Source organism: Pseudomonas sp. WOUb67 (assembly GCF_050058005.1).
GTDB lineage: Bacteria > Pseudomonadota > Gammaproteobacteria > Pseudomonadales > Pseudomonadaceae > Aquipseudomonas > Aquipseudomonas putida_R.
On the sequence record NZ_CP170112.1, the window covers coordinates 2,778,343 to 2,793,542 of the forward strand.

A 15,200-nucleotide genomic window follows, 5' to 3' on the forward strand; every position below is an offset into this window, starting at 1 on the left:
CGCTTGGCGGCTGTCCTGTTCGCAGGAGTGCGGCGGCGAACGCGAAGGCTCGAAGGGGGAAGGGTGGGCAGGCCAGGCGAAGGTGTGCTCCGGCAGGTCGGCTCGTGGTTGCCTTGCTGCGGTGCTACGCGATTGCCAGTACTGGGGTGATGCGCTTCCGTCCCTCGGGACAACTTCTTCGTTGCAGTCGCAATCCCGTCGAACCGCCTTGTGGGCCGTATAGACACGAGGCGCCTCCAGGGGTGGGAGGAGCACGCCTCGAAGGCCCTTGCCAGGGCCCCTGATTAGCGGGAGCGAGGCCATCATGCCCTTGGGAAAAAGACCCTGTCAAATGTTTTGTAGTGACTTTTTTCACTTACTACATCTTTGGTCTAATGCGACTTGGCGGTCAGTTTCTAGGCCTTTGGTCGAGGCCTTGAGTTGCCTGGGTTCAGTCGAGAAGGTCGACTTTTACACGCAAAGTCATGTTTTCACCGCGCTGGGTGCTGTAACTGCGGCTTGACGCGCTGCGGTCGGCTTGGCTCTGCTGGTTGTAGCCGGCCAGGGTGATCCATTCGCCGAGCTTGCCGGTGACGGTCGTGTCGGTACTCTGCACTTTTACTACATCTGCACGTTCCTGGCTGATGCGGTCGTTATTGGTGCTTATTTGCAGACGAACCGTGTCACCGCTCAGGCTTGGCGTGACGTAGAAACCCTGGGTCACGTTGCGGTATTCGGTGTTGCTCTGGATGCGCCCGTAGCCGTCGGTGCTGGTGCTGGTGATCGGGATGCTCTGGCCAACCTGAATCAGCGCAGGCTGGCCTTCGCTGGCCTGCACCTGCTGCATGCCGCCCTCACGGTTGCTGGTGCCGTAGTGGATGACGCGTGCGTTGCCGCGGTTGTCCTGAAAGTTGCTGTCGTTGTTGTCGACGCTGATCAGCAGGCGCTTGGGAGCGGAGTCCAGCTGTTGCAGCAAGGCGCGCAGGTCGTCGATGCGCTCGGGGCTGGCGTTGACGATCAGCTTGTTCTCGAAGGCGTTCACCGTGCCGTCCTTGCCGATGAATGCCTGTGCCGCAGGCAACAGTTCGGCACTGGCGCGGTGCTGCAGTGGCAACACCTCGGTGGCGGCCTGGGCGGCGAGGCTGGCAACCAGCAGCAAGGAGGCGAAAAGGGGGCGTAGCGGCATGTCCATGATCTCCGCAGGGGGAAGCGCCATGATGGCCAAGGCATCCTGCTTGTGCTGGATGGTCATCAAAACCTGGCTTCTATAGTGGCTTTATCCAGGGCGCTATAAATTATAGTCAGCCAGATAATTGCAGATAATCCCACGTCGCAAGCCTGGTCAGCCAGCCTGAGGGCATCACGCAGTGGCTGCTGTTGGACAAATTACGTAACATTCCTCCCTCTATTTTCCCCGCTCTAAAAGGCCGCATAGGTGCCTGGGCGCTCCAGTGGTTCTGAGGGAGTGTCCTGGGCAAGTATTCGGCCAACACAGGAATCTCATGAAACCCGCCCGACTACGCGCCGACCTGCTCGCCGGCCTGACCACCTCGTTCGCCCTGGTGCCCGAGTGCATCGCCTTTGCCCTGGTGGCCCACCTCAACCCGTTGATGGGCCTGTATGGCGCGTTCATCATCTGTACCCTGACTGCGCTGTTCGGCGGGCGGCCCGGGATGATTTCCGGTGCTGCTGGCTCCATGGCGGTGGTGATCGTCGCACTGGTGGTGCAGCACGGCGCGCAATACCTGCTGGCCACGGTGCTGCTGGGTGGCGTGGTGATGATCCTGTTCGGCTTGCTACGGCTAGGCAAGCTGGTGCGCCTGGTGCCGTACCCGGTCATGCTCGGCTTCGTCAACGGCCTGGCCATTGTCATTGCCATGGCCCAGCTGGAGCATTTCAAGGACGGTGAGCACTGGCTCAGTGGCGCGCCGCTGTACCTGATGATCGGCCTTGTAGCGCTGACCATGGCGGTAGTTTACGTGCTGCCGAAACTGACCCGTGCGGTGCCGCCGGCGCTGGTGGCGATTCTTGGCGTGGGCCTGCTGGTGTACCTGCTGGGGCTGCCCACCCGCACCCTGGGTGACATGGCGCACATCGCCGGTGGCCTGCCGGGGCTGGCGTGGCCGGATGTACCCTGGAACCTGGAAACCCTGAAGATCATCGCCCCCTACGCGGTGCTGATGGCCATGGTCGGCCTGCTGGAAACCCTGCTTACCCTTAACCTGACCGATGAAATTACCGAGAGCCGTGGCTTCCCGGACCGCGAGTGCGTGGCCCTGGGCGCGGCGAACATGGTTTCGGGCCTGTGCGGCGGCATGGGCGGTTGCGCGATGATTGGCCAGACCGTGATCAACCTCAGCTCCAACGGCCGCGGCCGGTCGTCGGGCGTGGTGGCGGGGGTGATGATCCTCCTGTTCGTGCTGTTCCTGTCGCCTTTGATCGAGCGCATTCCGCTGGCGGCGCTGGTCGGGGTGATGTTCGTGGTGGCCCAGCAGACCTTCGCCTGGGCGTCGCTGCGGGTGCTGCACAAGGTGCCGGTCAACGATGTGCTGGCGATCATTGCGGTAACCATCGTGACAGTGTTTACCGACCTGGCCATGGCGGTAATGTTCGGCATCATCATCGCGGCGCTGAATTTTGCCTGGCAGCATGCGCGTGAGCTGTATGCCGACAGCCACGAAGACGCGGAAGGCGGCAAACGGTATCAGGTGCATGGCACGCTGTTCTTTGCCTCGACCACTTCGTTCCTCAACCAGTTTGATGCGGCAAAGGACCCGGCCCAAGTGACGCTGGACTGCCAGCATTTGAGCTTTGTCGATTATTCGGCGGTTGCGGCGCTAAAGACCTTGCGTGAGCGCTATGCCAAGGCGGGCAAGCATTTGCGCGTGGTGCACTTGTCTGAGCGGTGCAAGAAGCTGTTGAAGCGGGCTGGCGAGCAACCTTGAGGTTGTCGGCATGATAGGCGTAGCGGCCTGCGCGCGCTGTGCGGTATCGAGTGGTGAGTGGGCCAGCTTTCTCGATCAGAATGTGGAGCAGGCAGGTCTATCAACCTTTTCTGATTCGGTCTTTCACATTCTTCAAGCGTTCGAGCTGGCTGAGTGCTTTTTGCCTTGAGGCTGTGGCTGCGTTCGCCATTTTCTTTGACAGGGGATCGACGGTTGGTGTCGTCGCCCTCTGTCGATTCCGAAAGACCTCGGCTTTCGCTTCTTGCTCCAATGCTTTTTCATAGCTTATAGGGTAGGTGTCACTGAGAGTGGACGCTTTATGCATTCGCCTGTCAGAGAGTACTTTTTCAAGTTGGCTTGTGATGGCCTTTGCCCGTTCGTTGTCGAGCTTTTGCTCAATCGTGCTGATGATATCCATTTCTTTGTAGTTCGATTTCCTCGGCATTGCAGGAAGGAAAGAATCGCTGATTGTGTCCACGAATTGTTTGTTTGCCAGAATGCGGCTGACGGTATCGTTGTCGAGTGGCAGCGTGCTAATGGATATGGAACGCTTCATCCGTACAGGAGAGTGCCCGGTCGGGTCAACGTGATTGATGGGGTCGCCGGAGCAATACGCATACGCGTGGATGCCGCCTGCGCCGAAAGGACTCAGGATGTCGGGTGAGTGAAAGCGCATTAACTTTGGGTTATAAGGGCGATGATAGCCCACGCCCAGCAGGTAAACGCCGGAATGGTCAAACCTTTCACCTTGGAATAACAGTGAGGGAGCGGTGCTCTTGCTCCATGAGGTAAAGCCAAATGGCAAGAAAGCACCTGCCCCGCTCTTCGAGCTTTGCGGCCTGTGTAAAGTCGGCTTGGACAAGTCGGTTGCCGCCTGTTTCGCTGAAGTCGTGGCGCATGAGTGAATTTTCATAAAAAACCGTATGTGCAGTCCTGTGGGCCATTGAGTTCGCAGCAGTTTGAAATGTTCGCAAAACTTCACCAACTGGCAAGGCTGATAGGGTGCGCTAAGCGCTACTCCCCGCGGTTCTTCTTGACGATGCCATCGGCGATGCTCGCTGGTGCTTCAGCATAGCGGGTGAACTCCATCGTGTAGCTTGCTCGCCCTTGGGTCATCGAGCGCATTGAGGTGGCATAGCCGAACATCTCCCCCAGTGGCACTTCGGCGCGAATGACCTTGCCAGCAGGCGTCTCGTCGCCGTCCTGGATCATCCCTCGGCGCCGGCTCAGGTCGCCCATGATGTCGCCCTGATACTCTTCGGGCGTAACCACCTCTACCTTCATCACCGGCTCCAGCAGCACCGCGCCGCCTTTCTGCGACAGCTGCTTGGTGGCCATCGAAGCGGCGATCTTGTAGGCCATTTCGTTGGAGTCGACGTCGTGGTAAGAGCCGTCGAACACTGCGGCTTTGAGGTTGATCAGCGGGTAACCGGCGAGCACGCCGTTCTTCATTTGTTCCTCGATGCCTTTCTGGATTGCCGGGATGTACTCGCGCGGCACTACGCCGCCGACGATCTCGTTGATGAACTCCAGGCCTTCCTTGCCTTCGTCGCCGGGGGCGAAACGGATCCAGCAATGGCCGTACTGGCCGCGGCCGCCGGATTGGCGCACAAAACGCCCCTCGATCTCGCAGGTATTGCGGATTTTTTCGCGGTAGGCCACCTGCGGCTTGCCGATGTTGGCCTCGACGTTGAACTCGCGGCGCATGCGGTCGACGATGATGTCCAGGTGCAGCTCGCCCATGCCCGAGATGATGGTCTGGCCGGTTTCTTCGTCGGTGCGCACACGGAATGACGGGTCTTCCTGGGCCAGCTTGCCCAGGGCGATGCCCATTTTTTCCTGGTCGGCCTTGGTCTTCGGCTCCACGGCCACGGAAATCACCGGGTCAGGGAAGTCCATGCGTTCGAGGATGATCGGCTTGTCCATGTCGCACAGGGTGTCGCCGGTGGTCACGTCCTTCATGCCGATCAACGCTGCGATGTCGCCGGCGCACACGTCCTTGATCTCTGCGCGCTGGTTGGCGTGCATCTGCACCATGCGGCCGATGCGCTCCTTTTTGCCTTTGACCGAGTTGAGTACCGCATTGCCGGAGCTGAGCACACCGGAATACACCCGGGCGAAGGTGAGGGTGCCGACGAACGGGTCAGTGGCGATCTTGAACGCCAGGGCCGAAAACGGCTCTTTGTCGTCGGCGTGGCGTTCCAGGTGTTTTTCTTCGTCGTCGGGGTCGGTGCCCTTGATCGCCGGGATTTCCGACGGGGCTGGCAGGTAGTCGATCACCGCGTCCAGCATCAGCGGTACGCCCTTGTTCTTGAATGATGAGCCCAGGATGGTCGGCACGATTTCGTTGGCGATGGTGCGCTGGCGCAGCGCCGCCTTGATCTCGTCGATGCTCAGTTCCTCGCCGTCGAGAAACTTCATGGTCAGCTCATCATTGGCCTCGGCCGCCGCTTCAAGCATGTGCGCACGCCATTCGTCGGCCAGTGCCTTGAGCTCGTCGGGGATCTCTTCTTCGCGGTAACTGGTGCCATGGTCGGCATCGTTCCAGTAGATGGCCTTCATCTTCACCAGGTCGATCTGGCCGATGAAGTTTTCTTCGCTGCCGATGGCCAGCTGAATGGGCACCGGGTGGTGCCCCAGGCGCTGGTCGATCTGCTTGACCACCCGCAGGAAGTCGGCGCCCTGGCGGTCCATCTTGTTGATGTAGGCCAGGCGTGGCACATGGTATTTGTTGGCCTGGCGCCAGACCGTCTCGGACTGCGGCTCTACCCCGTCAGCACCGCTGAACACCACAACCGCGCCATCGAGCACGCGCAACGAGCGCTCCACCTCGATGGTGAAGTCGACGTGGCCGGGGGTATCGATGATGTTGAAGCGGTACTTGTGCGCGAACTGTTTGGTCGAGCCCTGCCAGAACGCAGTGGTCGCCGCCGAGGTGATGGTGATGCCGCGTTCCTGCTCCTGGGCCATCCAGTCCATGGTCGCGGCGCCATCATGCACCTCGCCCATCTTGTGGTTGACCCCGGTGTAGAACAGGATCCGCTCGGTAGTGGTGGTCTTGCCGGCGTCCACGTGGGCGACGATACCAATATTGCGGTACAGCTCGATGGGCGTTGTGCGGGCCATGGCGGACTACCTGCGGATGGGCGGATTCCACCACGTTAGCAGACCGGTGGAATCCTGCCCTGCCGCCGGGCCGTCAGTCGGCCTGGGCTTGCAGCATCCACTGGCCTTCCACTTCACGGGCAACGCCACTGGCCGTCAGCAGGGCCAGCAGGCGTGGGTGCAGGGCAGCTTCGGTGAAGGTCTTGAGGGTGGTCAGGTCCAGTGTGCCGACCAGGTTGAGGTCGGCCTTGGTGTACGACAGCCAGGTCTTTTTCAGTACCTGGGCGACATCGCTGCCCGAGGTGCTGGCGAAGCGGCGGTGCCACTGGCGGCTTTCGAAGGTGAAGGTGTGGGCGTGGCTGTAGGTGCTTTCGTCGCCACCTTCAGTGCAGCGGTGGCAGCTGCACGGGCCTTCGCCGAAGGCGTTGCGCAGGTAGCTGTTGAAGTCCACGACGGGCTTGAGGGACAGGCGTTTGTCGACATCGAACAGGTCGGCGATCAGGGGTTCTTCGGCGCTCACTCGGGATCCTCGTGTGGTGTGGCGTGCATCGGCGGGCACCCTAACAGATCGGGCCCATCAGATCACCTTTTGCAGGCCCGGCCTCTTCGCGGGCACGCCCGCTCCCACAGTGACCGTGCATGCTACCCCTGTGGGAGCGGGCGTGCCCGCGAAGAGGCCAGTAGAGACAACAGAGACCGCCTGCCGTACTCTACGCGCCCATACGCCTATACACCCATTGAGGTAACCCCGCTTGAGCACCAAGTACCCGTACACCGCCACCGTGACCATCAGCGCCGAAGACCGTGGCGGAGATACCGAGGCATCGGAAAACCCCAAGATGCGCGTTGGCCTGGAAGCGGTGACCGAAACCCTGAAGAAGGTGCATTTCGTCGGTACGCTCGCGGCCCCTGAGAAGCCGGCCACGCACATCTGCGTGACCCTGGAGAACGGCCTGACCTACTACGGCCCGATCGTCAACGGCCATGCCGAACTCGAAGGCGGCTGGATCGCCTTCGAGTCCGACATGCTTACACCCGAAGAACTGGGCCTGTAAGCCTCAGTTCAGTTCCACCAGGCACTGCTCGAGGATATCCAGCCCTTCCTCGAGCACCTCGGCCTCGATGGTCAACGGGGCCAGCAGGCGGATGATGTGCCGCGCCTTGCCGCTGGGCATCAGCAGCAAGCCCTTGGCCCGTGCCGACTCCATTACCTTGGCCAGTTGCGCCGGCGCCGGGCTGCCGTCGGCATTGACGAATTCGATGCCGCGCATGGCGCCCACGCCCGTCAGGCGGCCGATGTACGGGCTCAGGCCCGAAGCCTTCCAGCGCTGGTGGCGGCTGACGATGGCCTGCTCCTGGCGCTCACCCCAGGTGGCAATGTTCTCGTCGGTCATCTGCGCCAGGCTGGCCAGCGCCGCCGCACAGGCAATGGGGTTGCCCGAATAGGTGCCACCGAGGCCGCCCTTGGGCAGTGCTGCCATCAATTCCTTGCGCCCGACCACCGCGCCCAGCGGCATGCCGCCGGCAATGCTCTTGGCCAGCAGCAGCAGGTCGGGTTCGATGCCCAGCCGCGGGAAGGCGAAGCGCTGGCCGGTGCGGCCGAACCCGGACTGGATCTCGTCGATGATGATCAGGATGCCGTGTTGGTCGCAGAAGCGGCGCAAGGCCTGGGCGAAGGCCGGGTCGAGGGCGAGGAAACCGCCTTCGCCCTGTACCGGTTCGAGGATGAACGCTGCCACGTCTTCCACGGCCAGCTCGACGCTGAACAGGCGCTCCATGGCCTTGAGTGCCTGCTCGCAGGTCACACCGGTATCTGCGCTGGGGTAGGGCAGGTGGTACACCGGCCCAGGCAGGTCGCCGACCCGTTGCTTGTACGGGGCCACCTTGCCGTTGAGGTTCAGGGTGGCCAGGGTGCGGCCATGGAAGCCGCCGTCGAAGGCGATGATGGCGCGCTTGCCGGTGGCGCCACGGGCGACTTTCAGGGCGTTTTCGGCAGCTTCCGCACCGCTGTTGGTGAGCATGCCGGCCAACGGGTAGCTGACCGGTACGAACTGGCTCAGCTGTTCCATCAGTGCCAGGTATGGGCCATGGGGAGCGGCGTTGAAGGCATAGTGGGTCAGCCGGGTGGCTTGAGTCCGGATCGCTTCGACCACGGCGGGGTTGCAGTGGCCCAGGTTGAGCACGCCGATACCGCCGACAAAGTCGATGTAACGTTTGCCGTCGGTGTCCCAGACTTCGGCATTGCGGCCATGGGAAAGTGTGATCGGGTGAACGATGGCGATGGATTGGCTGATACTTTCCTGGTTCATGGGCACGCGAGACCTTTGTTCGAATTTGTTATTATCCAAGCGTGCCGAGGGGTTATTCCGCAAACGAATTATTCGATTGCGGTCATTCCCTGAATTCGTGATCTGACCGGATTCTTGTTGCCTGTGCCGGCCTCTTCGCGGGTAAACCCGCTCCCACAGGTAATGCACAGTTTTCGAGGCTGTGGTGATCCTGTGGGAGCGGGTTCACCCGCGAAGAGGCCGGTACAGGCAACATCAATCACCCTCGGCCACCCGCTCGCGAATCCACTGCACAAAGGCCCTGATCTTGGGCACTTCGGCCGCATGCTCGGCATGGGCAATGAAGTGCCGGCCATTGCTCGCAACCGGGTGGTCCCAGGCCACCACCAGCTTGCCCTCGCTCAGCTCCTCGGCCACCAGGTAGCGCGGAATCAGGGCAATGCCGCAGCCGGCAATCGCCGCGCGAATGCACAGGTAGAACGTATCGAAACGCGGCCCGTGGTAGCTGTTCTGGCTGTGCAACCCCAACCCCAGAAACCATTCATGCCAGGCCTCCGGCCGCGACACGCACTGCAACAGGCGGTGCTCGGTCAGCGCCTGGGCGCTGTCGAAAGGGTGGTTGGCCAGCAACTGCGGGCTGCACACCGGTACCACTTCTTCGCTGAACAGCTCGATGCAAGTTGCCCCGGGCCAGGTGCCCTGGCCGAAGAAAAAGGCAATGTCGGCCTTGGCCTGCACCAGGTCGAATGGCTCCAGTTCGTTGCGCACGTCCAGGTGGATGCGTGGGTAGCGGTCGCCGAAACCCTTGAGTTTGGGCACCAGCCAGCGCGCGCCGAAGGTGGGCTGGGTGGCGATGCGCAGTACTTCGGTTTCGTCGCCGTAGCTGAGGATGTAGCGGCTGGAAATGTCGATTTGGGTGAGGATCTTGTTCACTTCGGTGAGGTACAACGCGCCGGCCGGGGTCAGGTGCAGGCGCCGGCGAATGCGCTGGAACAGCGAGTGCGAAAGCATGTCTTCGAGCTGCGCCACCTGCTTGCTGACGGCGCTCTGGGTCAGGTGCAGTTCCTGCGCCGCGCGGGTGAAGCTGAGGTGGCGGGCGGCCGCTTCGAAGCACTGAAGGGCGGTGGTCGAAGGCATCAGGCGTTTGGACATGACGGGCAAATACCGAGCAAAAAAGGAAGGAGTTCATTCCAAAGCGGAATCATGTGGTTCGAAAAGGTCGTTTGTTGACCCCGGCCTATAGATTAATACTGACCTGGATCAACGATTACAACCGGTCATGTGAAGAGGAGGTCAGTACCCGCTTCCGGCATCTGCAAAACAACAACAACGACCGTCAGAAATTTATAAGAATTCTGCTCCGACCTTCAGCCGCCTCAAAGCGGCCGACCCATTCGAGGGTTCTTCATGGCTTCGCAAGACAACAAGAAACAGCGTTCCCTGCAGCACGGCCTGACTTCCCGTCAGGTTTCCATGATCTCCATTGCCGGCATCATCGGCGCTGGCTTGTTCATCGGTTCCTCAAACGCCATCGCCACGGCCGGCCCGGCCATCCTCATCTCTTACGCCATGACCGGCCTGCTGGTGTTGCTGGTGATGCGCATGCTGGGCGAAATGGCCATCGCCAACCCTAACAGCGGCTCGTTCTCCACCTATGCCTCCGAGGCCATCGGCCCTTGGGCGGGCTTCACCATCGGCTGGTTGTACTGGTGGTTCTGGGTGCTGATCATTCCGGTCGAGGCGATTGCCGGCGCCGACATCCTGCATGCCTACTTCCCGGGCGTACCGTCCTGGTTGTTCGCCTTCCTGATCATGCTGGTGCTGTCGGGTACCAACCTGATCAGCGTGAAGAACTTCGGTGCCTTCGAGTACTGGTTCGCACTGGTCAAGGTGGTGGCGATCATTGGCTTCATCGGCGTTTGCACCTTGGCGGTGTTCGGCTTCTGGCCGCTGGCCGAGGTGTCCGGGGTCAGCCGGCTGTGGGACAACGGCGGCTTCATGCCCAACGGGTTCGGCACTGTGCTCGGTGGCGTGCTGATTACCATCTTCTCGTTCTTCGGCGCCGAAATCGTCACTATTGCCGCTGACGAAACCTCCAACCCGAAAGACAAGATCCGCCGTGCCACCAACCTGGTGGTGTACCGCATTGCCATCTTCTACCTGGCGTCAATCTTCCTGGTGGTGTCGCTGGTGGCCTGGAATGACCCTGCGCTGAAAGCGGTCGGTTCGTTCCAGCGCGTGCTGGAAGTGCTGAACGTGCCAGGCGCCAAGCTGTTGGTCGACCTGGTGGTACTGGTGGCGGTGACCAGTTGCATGAACTCGGGCCTGTACACCGCGTCACGCATGCTCTATTCGCTGGGCGCCCGCGGCCAGGCACTGAGCATGACCAAGCGTATCTCCGGTTCGGGCGTACCGACCGTGGCGGTCATCTTCTCGACGCTGGCCGGTTTTGCCGGGTGCCTGGTCAACTATGTGTTCCCGGGCAAGGTGTTCGGCTTCTTGCTGTCCACCACCGGCGCCATTGCCTTGCTGGTGTACCTGGTGATTGCCGTGTCGCAGTTGCGCATGCGTGCTCGTGCCGATCGCGAAGGGCGCGCGCTGGAACTGAAGATGTGGCTGTTCCCATGGCTGACCTGGCTGGTGATCGGCACCATCGTCATGGTGCTGGGCTACATGCTGTTCAGCGATGCCTACCGCTACGAAACCCTGATGACCGCTGGCGTGACAGCATTCATCCTGCTGGTTTCGCTGACCCAGCGGCGCGCCAAGGTGGTTGCCCAGACCGCCTGACGTATCTGCTTTAATGGGGGCGTTGCGCGCCCCCATATCAATAAGCACAGGAAGCGTATGAGCGATCAACCTCTTTCCCTTCAGGCCCTCGCGGCACCCGACGGCACCTGCTACGGCTGCGGTTGCTCCCACCCCAGCGGCCTGCACCTGCAAAGCCACTGGGACGCCGACGGCATCCACCTGGTATGCCGTCATGCACCCGACAGCACCTTCATTGGCTGGCCCGGCCTGGTCTACGGCGGCCTGCTGGCGATGCTGGTCGACTGCCATTCCAACTGGACGGCCATGGCCTACCACTACCGCAACGAAGGCCGCGAGCCGGGCAGCCTGCCGCGAATCGACTGCGTTACCGGCACACTCAACCTGACCTACCTTAAACCTACGCCGATGGGTGTCGAGCTGCGGCTCAAGGCCCGGGTGGAAGGGGACGTGGGGCGCAAGAGCCGGGTGATTTGTGAAGTCTGGGCTGACGATGTGCTGACCGTGACGGCCGACTCGGTGTTCGTCCGTGTCGATACCGAAAAGCTCAAGCTCAAGGCCCACGGCCAAGCCTGAGTTGCCAGCGCTGATGAGCGGTCGGTGATGGTCAGCCGCCGGGGATGTCTCTAGAGTGACAGGTTCATTCCCCAGGCAAGGTTGATCATGACCGATCTCAGTGCTTTCCCTATTACCCGCAAGTGGCCCGCCAAACACCCCGAACGCCTGCAGCTGTACTCGCTGCCGACACCCAACGGCGTCAAGGTGTCGATCATGCTCGAAGAAATCGGCCTGCCCTACGAGGCGCACAAGGTCAGTTTCGACAACGATGACCAGTTGAGCCCCGAATTCATCTCGCTCAGTGCCAACAACAAGATCCCGGCCATCCTGGACCCCGACGGCCCGGGCGGGCAGCCGTTGCCCTTGTTCGAATCCGGGGCGATCTTGCAGTACCTGGCAGAGAAAAGTGGTCAACTGCTCAGCCAGCATCCCGCCCAGCGCTACCAGACCCTGCAGTGGCTGATGTTCCAGATGGGCGGCATCGGCCCGATGTTCGGCCAGGTCGGGTTCTTCCATTTCTTTGCGGGCAAGGACTATGAAGACAAGCGCCCGCGTGACCGCTATGTCAACGAGTCCAAGCGGCTGCTGGGTGTGCTGGACCGGCATTTGAAAGGCCGGGAGTGGATGGTGGACGAATACAGCATCGCCGACATTGCCATCCTCCCGTGGGTGCGTAACCTGGTAGATCGCTACAACGCACGGGAGTTGGTGGGTTTTGATCAGTTCAAGGAAGTGCAGCGGGTGCTGGCCACGTTCCTCGAACGGCCAGCGGTGCAGCGCGGCTTGAAAATCCCAAGCTGATAACCCAGAACCAGCCCTGTACACCTGCCCCTGTAGGAGCGGCCTTGTGTCGCGAAAGGGCCGCAAAGCGGCCCCGGGATTTCAGCAACAATGCATAAATTGCCGGGGCTGCTTTGCAGCCCTTTCGCGACACAAGGCCGCTCCTACAGAGGCCGCAGTTCAGGTTTAGAAAATGTGGCTCAGCAGCCAGTAAAGGCTCCCAGCCAACAGCATCGCCGCCGGCAGGGTCAGCACCCAGGCCATCAGCAAGTTGAACAACGTGCGCTTCTGAATCCCCGACCCATTCGCCACCATGGTCCCCGCCACCCCCGAGCTCAGCACGTGGGTAGTCGAGACCGGCAACCCGAACATGTCCGCTGCGCCAATGGTGCACATGGCAACGACCTCCGCCGAGGCGCCTTGGGCGTAGCTCAGGTGGGTCTTGCCGATCTTCTCGCCCACCGTCACCACGATGCGCCGCCAGCCAACCATGGTCCCCAGCCCCAGCGCGATGGCCACGGCCACTTTGACCCACAGCGGGATGAAGCGGGTGGCGTCGTCCAGTTGCGTCTTGAACAGTTGCACATGGCTGCGGGTGTCGGCGTCGAATGCCACCAGCCGGTTTTTCTCGATCAGGCGAATGGCTTCGCTGGTCAGGTACATGTCATTGCGCACGTTGGCCATGGCTTCGGCGGGTATACGCTTGAGCGAGCCGTAGCCTTTGACCTCTTCACCGATCATCCCGGTCAGCGCCGCCAGCGCCGGGACCAATTGCGGGCTGGCCTTGGGTTCACCAATGAACGCGGTCAGCGTCTGGCGCGGATCGACGGGGGCCTCTGGCGGGTCGCTGCGCACCAGCGCCTGGCGGGTCACTTCGGCAACGGCAGAAAACTGCAGGGCCTGCTCATTGGGAATGGTCCTGTTCAGCGCGTACGCCATTGGCAAGGTGCCGACCAGAATCAGCATGATCAGGCCCATGCCTTTCTGGCCGTCGTTGGAACCGTGAGCGAAGGACACCCCGGTGCACGTCAGGATCAGTACGCCTCGAATCCACCATGGCGGTGGTGTCTGGCCTTGCGGCGCCTGGTACAGCGCCTGACGTTTGACCAGTGCACGCAGCGCGAGCAACAACAAGGCGGCGCAGGCAAAGCCGATCAGGGGGGAGAACAGCAGGGCATAACCCACCTTGCTGGCCTGGGCCCAGTCCACGCCGCTGGTGCCGTCACGCCCATGCATCAGCGCATTGGCCACACCTACACCGATGATCGAGCCGATCAGGGTGTGCGAGGATGACGCCGGCAGCCCCAGCCACCAGGTGCCGAGGTTCCAGATGATCGCCGCCAGCAGCAGGGCAAAAACCATCGCAAAGCCGGCCGAGGAGCCCACCTGTAGAATCAGTTCCACCGGCAGCAGGGCGATGATGCCGAATGCCACCGCGCCACTGGAGAGCAGCACGCCGAGGAAGTTGCACAGCCCGGACCACACCACCGCGACCGGTGCCGGCAACGCATTGGTGTAGATCACCGTGGCCACCGCGTTGGCGGTGTCGTGGAAACCATTGACGAATTCGAAGCCCAGGGCAATCAACAGTGCCAGGCCCAGCAGCAGAAACGGCGTGACGGTGGTGATCACCGTGCCGCTGGCGTTTACATCCTGCTTCAGGCTCCAGGCGGTGTAGGCGATACCCGCCAGCAGCAGGCCGAAGAACAGCACGAGGGTGGCGCGCCCTGGCTTGTGGTCAAGCTGCGGGCGGGGGTTGCGCTGGGCCAGGTGCGGCTGGCTGGCCAGTGACGGGGTTGCCATGATGGCTCCGGTTGGCATTGGGCAAGTTGCCGAAGGCCTTGAGCATAGAAACAATTCGTAACCCGACCGTGACCTCGATCAATGAATTATCTAGGCTCAAGACGGACGGTAAATGCAGGAGAAACCCATGATCCGCTGCAAGCGTGTCTACGATGCGGTCACGGGCGACGATGGCCAGCGAGTGCTGGTCGACCGCCTGTGGCCGCGCAACAAGCGCAAGGAAGACTTGCACGGGCAGTGGTTGCGCGAAGTGGCACCCTCGGATGATTTGCGTAAGGCGTTTCACCAGGGGGACGTCGACTTTGCCGGTTTTACCCAGCGCTACCAGCAAGAGCTGGCGGCCCATCCCGAGTACTGGTACCCGCTGCTGGGCCTGGCCGACAAGGGCACGCTGACCCTGCTTTATGCAGGCAAGGACACCGAGCACAACAATGCCCGGGTGCTGGCCGACTGGCTGGAAAGCGAACTGGACCGGCGTGGGCCTGGCAGTTCACCTGTCTGTTATGCCCAATGAGCGATGTGGTGATGCCCCTGCAACTGATTCCCGCCAACGACAATCACCGCACCTTTGCCCGCGACCTCACGCGTCGCGCCATGCTGCCGTACTACCGTGAATTTGACCTGCTTTGGATCGAGGACGCCTTCGACCAGGCCTGGGGTTGGCGCGAGCAGTGGCTGATCAGCGAAGGCGACACCCTGTTGGGTTTCTGCAGCCTCAGCCAGGACCGCCAGGCACTGTTTATCCGCGAGTTGCACCTGTTGCCCGAGCATCGCGGGCGCGGTGTCGGCAGTTGGGTATTGGAAGAGCTGGCGCTGTGGGCCGGTCAACGGCGCCTGCCATTGCTGCGGCTGATGGTGTTTCGCAGCAACCCGGCGCGCCTTTTGTACCTGCGCCACGGCTTTGCCGAAATGGGTGAGGACGCGTGCTTTGTGCGCATGCAACGTTCGATCGGCTAGTAGCGCAATGATGGCT

At 61.7% G+C, this 15,200-nt stretch carries 13 protein-coding genes and 1 pseudogene; 7 read left to right on the forward strand and 7 right to left on the reverse strand.

Annotation, left to right across the window (positions count from 1 at the left end):
• Window positions 1-430: 430 nt before the first annotated feature.
• Window positions 431-1,165 (reverse strand): secretin N-terminal domain-containing protein, encoded by a 735-nt coding sequence (locus tag ABOC32_RS12430; RefSeq protein ID WP_086978468.1) that lies wholly within the window; start codon window positions 1,163-1,165, stop codon window positions 431-433.
• A gap of 316 nt (window positions 1,166-1,481) precedes the next feature.
• On the opposite strand from ABOC32_RS12430, the gene ABOC32_RS12435 reads away from it, so the two are divergent.
• Window positions 1,482-2,924, forward strand: coding sequence for a SulP family inorganic anion transporter (locus ABOC32_RS12435; protein WP_426811213.1), 1,443 nt, complete (start codon window positions 1,482-1,484; stop codon window positions 2,922-2,924).
• A 568-nt stretch (window positions 2,925-3,492) separates the two neighbouring features.
• On the opposite strand, the pseudogene ABOC32_RS12440 reads toward ABOC32_RS12435, so the two are convergent.
• From ABOC32_RS12440 to ABOC32_RS12450, 3 genes and pseudogenes are all read right to left on the reverse strand, one after another.
• Window positions 3,493-3,678 (reverse strand): annotated as a pseudogene (locus ABOC32_RS12440) (RHS repeat-associated core domain-containing protein); the annotation flags it as partial.
• A gap of 260 nt (window positions 3,679-3,938) precedes the next feature.
• The gene (gene fusA, locus ABOC32_RS12445) at window positions 3,939-6,050 is read right to left on the reverse strand and encodes an elongation factor G (protein ID WP_426811214.1); all 2,112 of its coding nucleotides are present in this window, start codon (window positions 6,048-6,050) and stop codon (window positions 3,939-3,941) included.
• A gap of 73 nt (window positions 6,051-6,123) precedes the next feature.
• The gene (locus ABOC32_RS12450) at window positions 6,124-6,549 is read right to left on the reverse strand and encodes a hypothetical protein (protein WP_426811215.1); all 426 of its coding nucleotides are present in this window, start codon (window positions 6,547-6,549) and stop codon (window positions 6,124-6,126) included.
• Between the two features lie 232 nt (window positions 6,550-6,781).
• Here ABOC32_RS12450 and ABOC32_RS12455 point away from each other — a divergent pair, with 232 nt between their 5' ends.
• Window positions 6,782-7,084: a hypothetical protein gene (locus ABOC32_RS12455; protein WP_086978402.1), complete on the forward strand. Its 303-nt coding sequence runs from the start codon at window positions 6,782-6,784 to the stop codon at window positions 7,082-7,084.
• Between the two features lie 3 nt (window positions 7,085-7,087).
• On the opposite strand, the gene ABOC32_RS12460 is transcribed toward ABOC32_RS12455, so the two are convergent.
• Together ABOC32_RS12460 and gcvA are read right to left on the reverse strand one after the other, a co-directional pair.
• On the reverse strand, window positions 7,088-8,338 hold the full coding sequence (locus ABOC32_RS12460) for a 2-aminoadipate transaminase (RefSeq protein ID WP_426811216.1): 1,251 nt from the start codon (window positions 8,336-8,338) through the stop codon (window positions 7,088-7,090).
• A 234-nt stretch (window positions 8,339-8,572) separates the two neighbouring features.
• On the reverse strand, window positions 8,573-9,469 hold the full coding sequence (gcvA, locus tag ABOC32_RS12465; RefSeq protein ID WP_105946551.1) for a transcriptional regulator GcvA: 897 nt from the start codon (window positions 9,467-9,469) through the stop codon (window positions 8,573-8,575).
• A 255-nt stretch (window positions 9,470-9,724) separates the two neighbouring features.
• Here gcvA and ABOC32_RS12470 point away from each other — a divergent pair, with 255 nt between their 5' ends.
• From ABOC32_RS12470 to ABOC32_RS12480, 3 genes are all read left to right on the forward strand, one after another.
• Window positions 9,725-11,107 carry an amino acid permease gene (locus tag ABOC32_RS12470; protein WP_426811217.1) on the forward strand — a complete coding sequence of 461 codons (1,383 nt, stop codon included), beginning with the start codon at window positions 9,725-9,727 and terminating at the stop codon, window positions 11,105-11,107.
• A 57-nt stretch (window positions 11,108-11,164) separates the two neighbouring features.
• A complete protein-coding gene (locus ABOC32_RS12475) occupies window positions 11,165-11,662 on the forward strand; it encodes a PaaI family thioesterase (RefSeq protein WP_426811218.1) in 498 nt (165 codons plus the stop codon).
• A gap of 87 nt (window positions 11,663-11,749) precedes the next feature.
• Window positions 11,750-12,445 (forward strand): glutathione S-transferase N-terminal domain-containing protein, encoded by a 696-nt coding sequence (locus ABOC32_RS12480; protein ID WP_426811219.1) that lies wholly within the window; start codon window positions 11,750-11,752, stop codon window positions 12,443-12,445.
• 165 nt (window positions 12,446-12,610) lie between these two features.
• On the opposite strand, the gene ABOC32_RS12485 is transcribed toward ABOC32_RS12480, so the two are convergent.
• Window positions 12,611-14,227: an inorganic phosphate transporter gene (locus ABOC32_RS12485; RefSeq protein ID WP_426811220.1), complete on the reverse strand. Its 1,617-nt coding sequence runs from the start codon at window positions 14,225-14,227 to the stop codon at window positions 12,611-12,613.
• A 127-nt stretch (window positions 14,228-14,354) separates the two neighbouring features.
• On the opposite strand from ABOC32_RS12485, the gene ABOC32_RS12490 reads away from it, so the two are divergent.
• Together ABOC32_RS12490 and ABOC32_RS12495 are read left to right on the forward strand one after the other, a co-directional pair.
• The gene (locus tag ABOC32_RS12490) at window positions 14,355-14,741 is read left to right on the forward strand and encodes a DUF488 domain-containing protein (RefSeq protein ID WP_426811221.1); all 387 of its coding nucleotides are present in this window, start codon (window positions 14,355-14,357) and stop codon (window positions 14,739-14,741) included.
• An 11-nt stretch (window positions 14,742-14,752) separates the two neighbouring features.
• A complete protein-coding gene (locus ABOC32_RS12495) occupies window positions 14,753-15,184 on the forward strand; it encodes a GNAT family N-acetyltransferase (RefSeq protein WP_426811222.1) in 432 nt (143 codons plus the stop codon).
• The last annotated feature ends 16 nt before the right edge of the window (window positions 15,185-15,200 follow it).

Bases quoted from the DNA above. Each gene is read 5' to 3' on its own strand.
- ABOC32_RS12430 (WP_086978468.1), bottom strand. From the start codon at position 1,165: ATGCCGCTACGCCCCCTTTTCGCCTCCTTGCTGCTGGTTGCCAGCCTC.
- ABOC32_RS12435 (WP_426811213.1), top strand. From the start codon at position 1,482: ATGAAACCCGCCCGACTACGCGCCGACCTGCTCGCCGGCCTGACCACC.
- fusA (WP_426811214.1), bottom strand. From the start codon at position 6,050: ATGGCCCGCACAACGCCCATCGAGCTGTACCGCAATATTGGTATCGTC.
- ABOC32_RS12460 (WP_426811216.1), bottom strand. From the start codon at position 8,338: ATGAACCAGGAAAGTATCAGCCAATCCATCGCCATCGTTCACCCGATC.
- gcvA (WP_105946551.1), bottom strand. From the start codon at position 9,469: ATGTCCAAACGCCTGATGCCTTCGACCACCGCCCTTCAGTGCTTCGAA.
- ABOC32_RS12470 (WP_426811217.1), top strand. From the start codon at position 9,725: ATGGCTTCGCAAGACAACAAGAAACAGCGTTCCCTGCAGCACGGCCTG.
- ABOC32_RS12475 (WP_426811218.1), top strand. From the start codon at position 11,165: ATGAGCGATCAACCTCTTTCCCTTCAGGCCCTCGCGGCACCCGACGGC.
- ABOC32_RS12480 (WP_426811219.1), top strand. From the start codon at position 11,750: ATGACCGATCTCAGTGCTTTCCCTATTACCCGCAAGTGGCCCGCCAAA.
- ABOC32_RS12485 (WP_426811220.1), bottom strand. From the start codon at position 14,227: ATGGCAACCCCGTCACTGGCCAGCCAGCCGCACCTGGCCCAGCGCAAC.
- ABOC32_RS12490 (WP_426811221.1), top strand. From the start codon at position 14,355: ATGATCCGCTGCAAGCGTGTCTACGATGCGGTCACGGGCGACGATGGC.
- ABOC32_RS12495 (WP_426811222.1), top strand. From the start codon at position 14,753: ATGCCCCTGCAACTGATTCCCGCCAACGACAATCACCGCACCTTTGCC.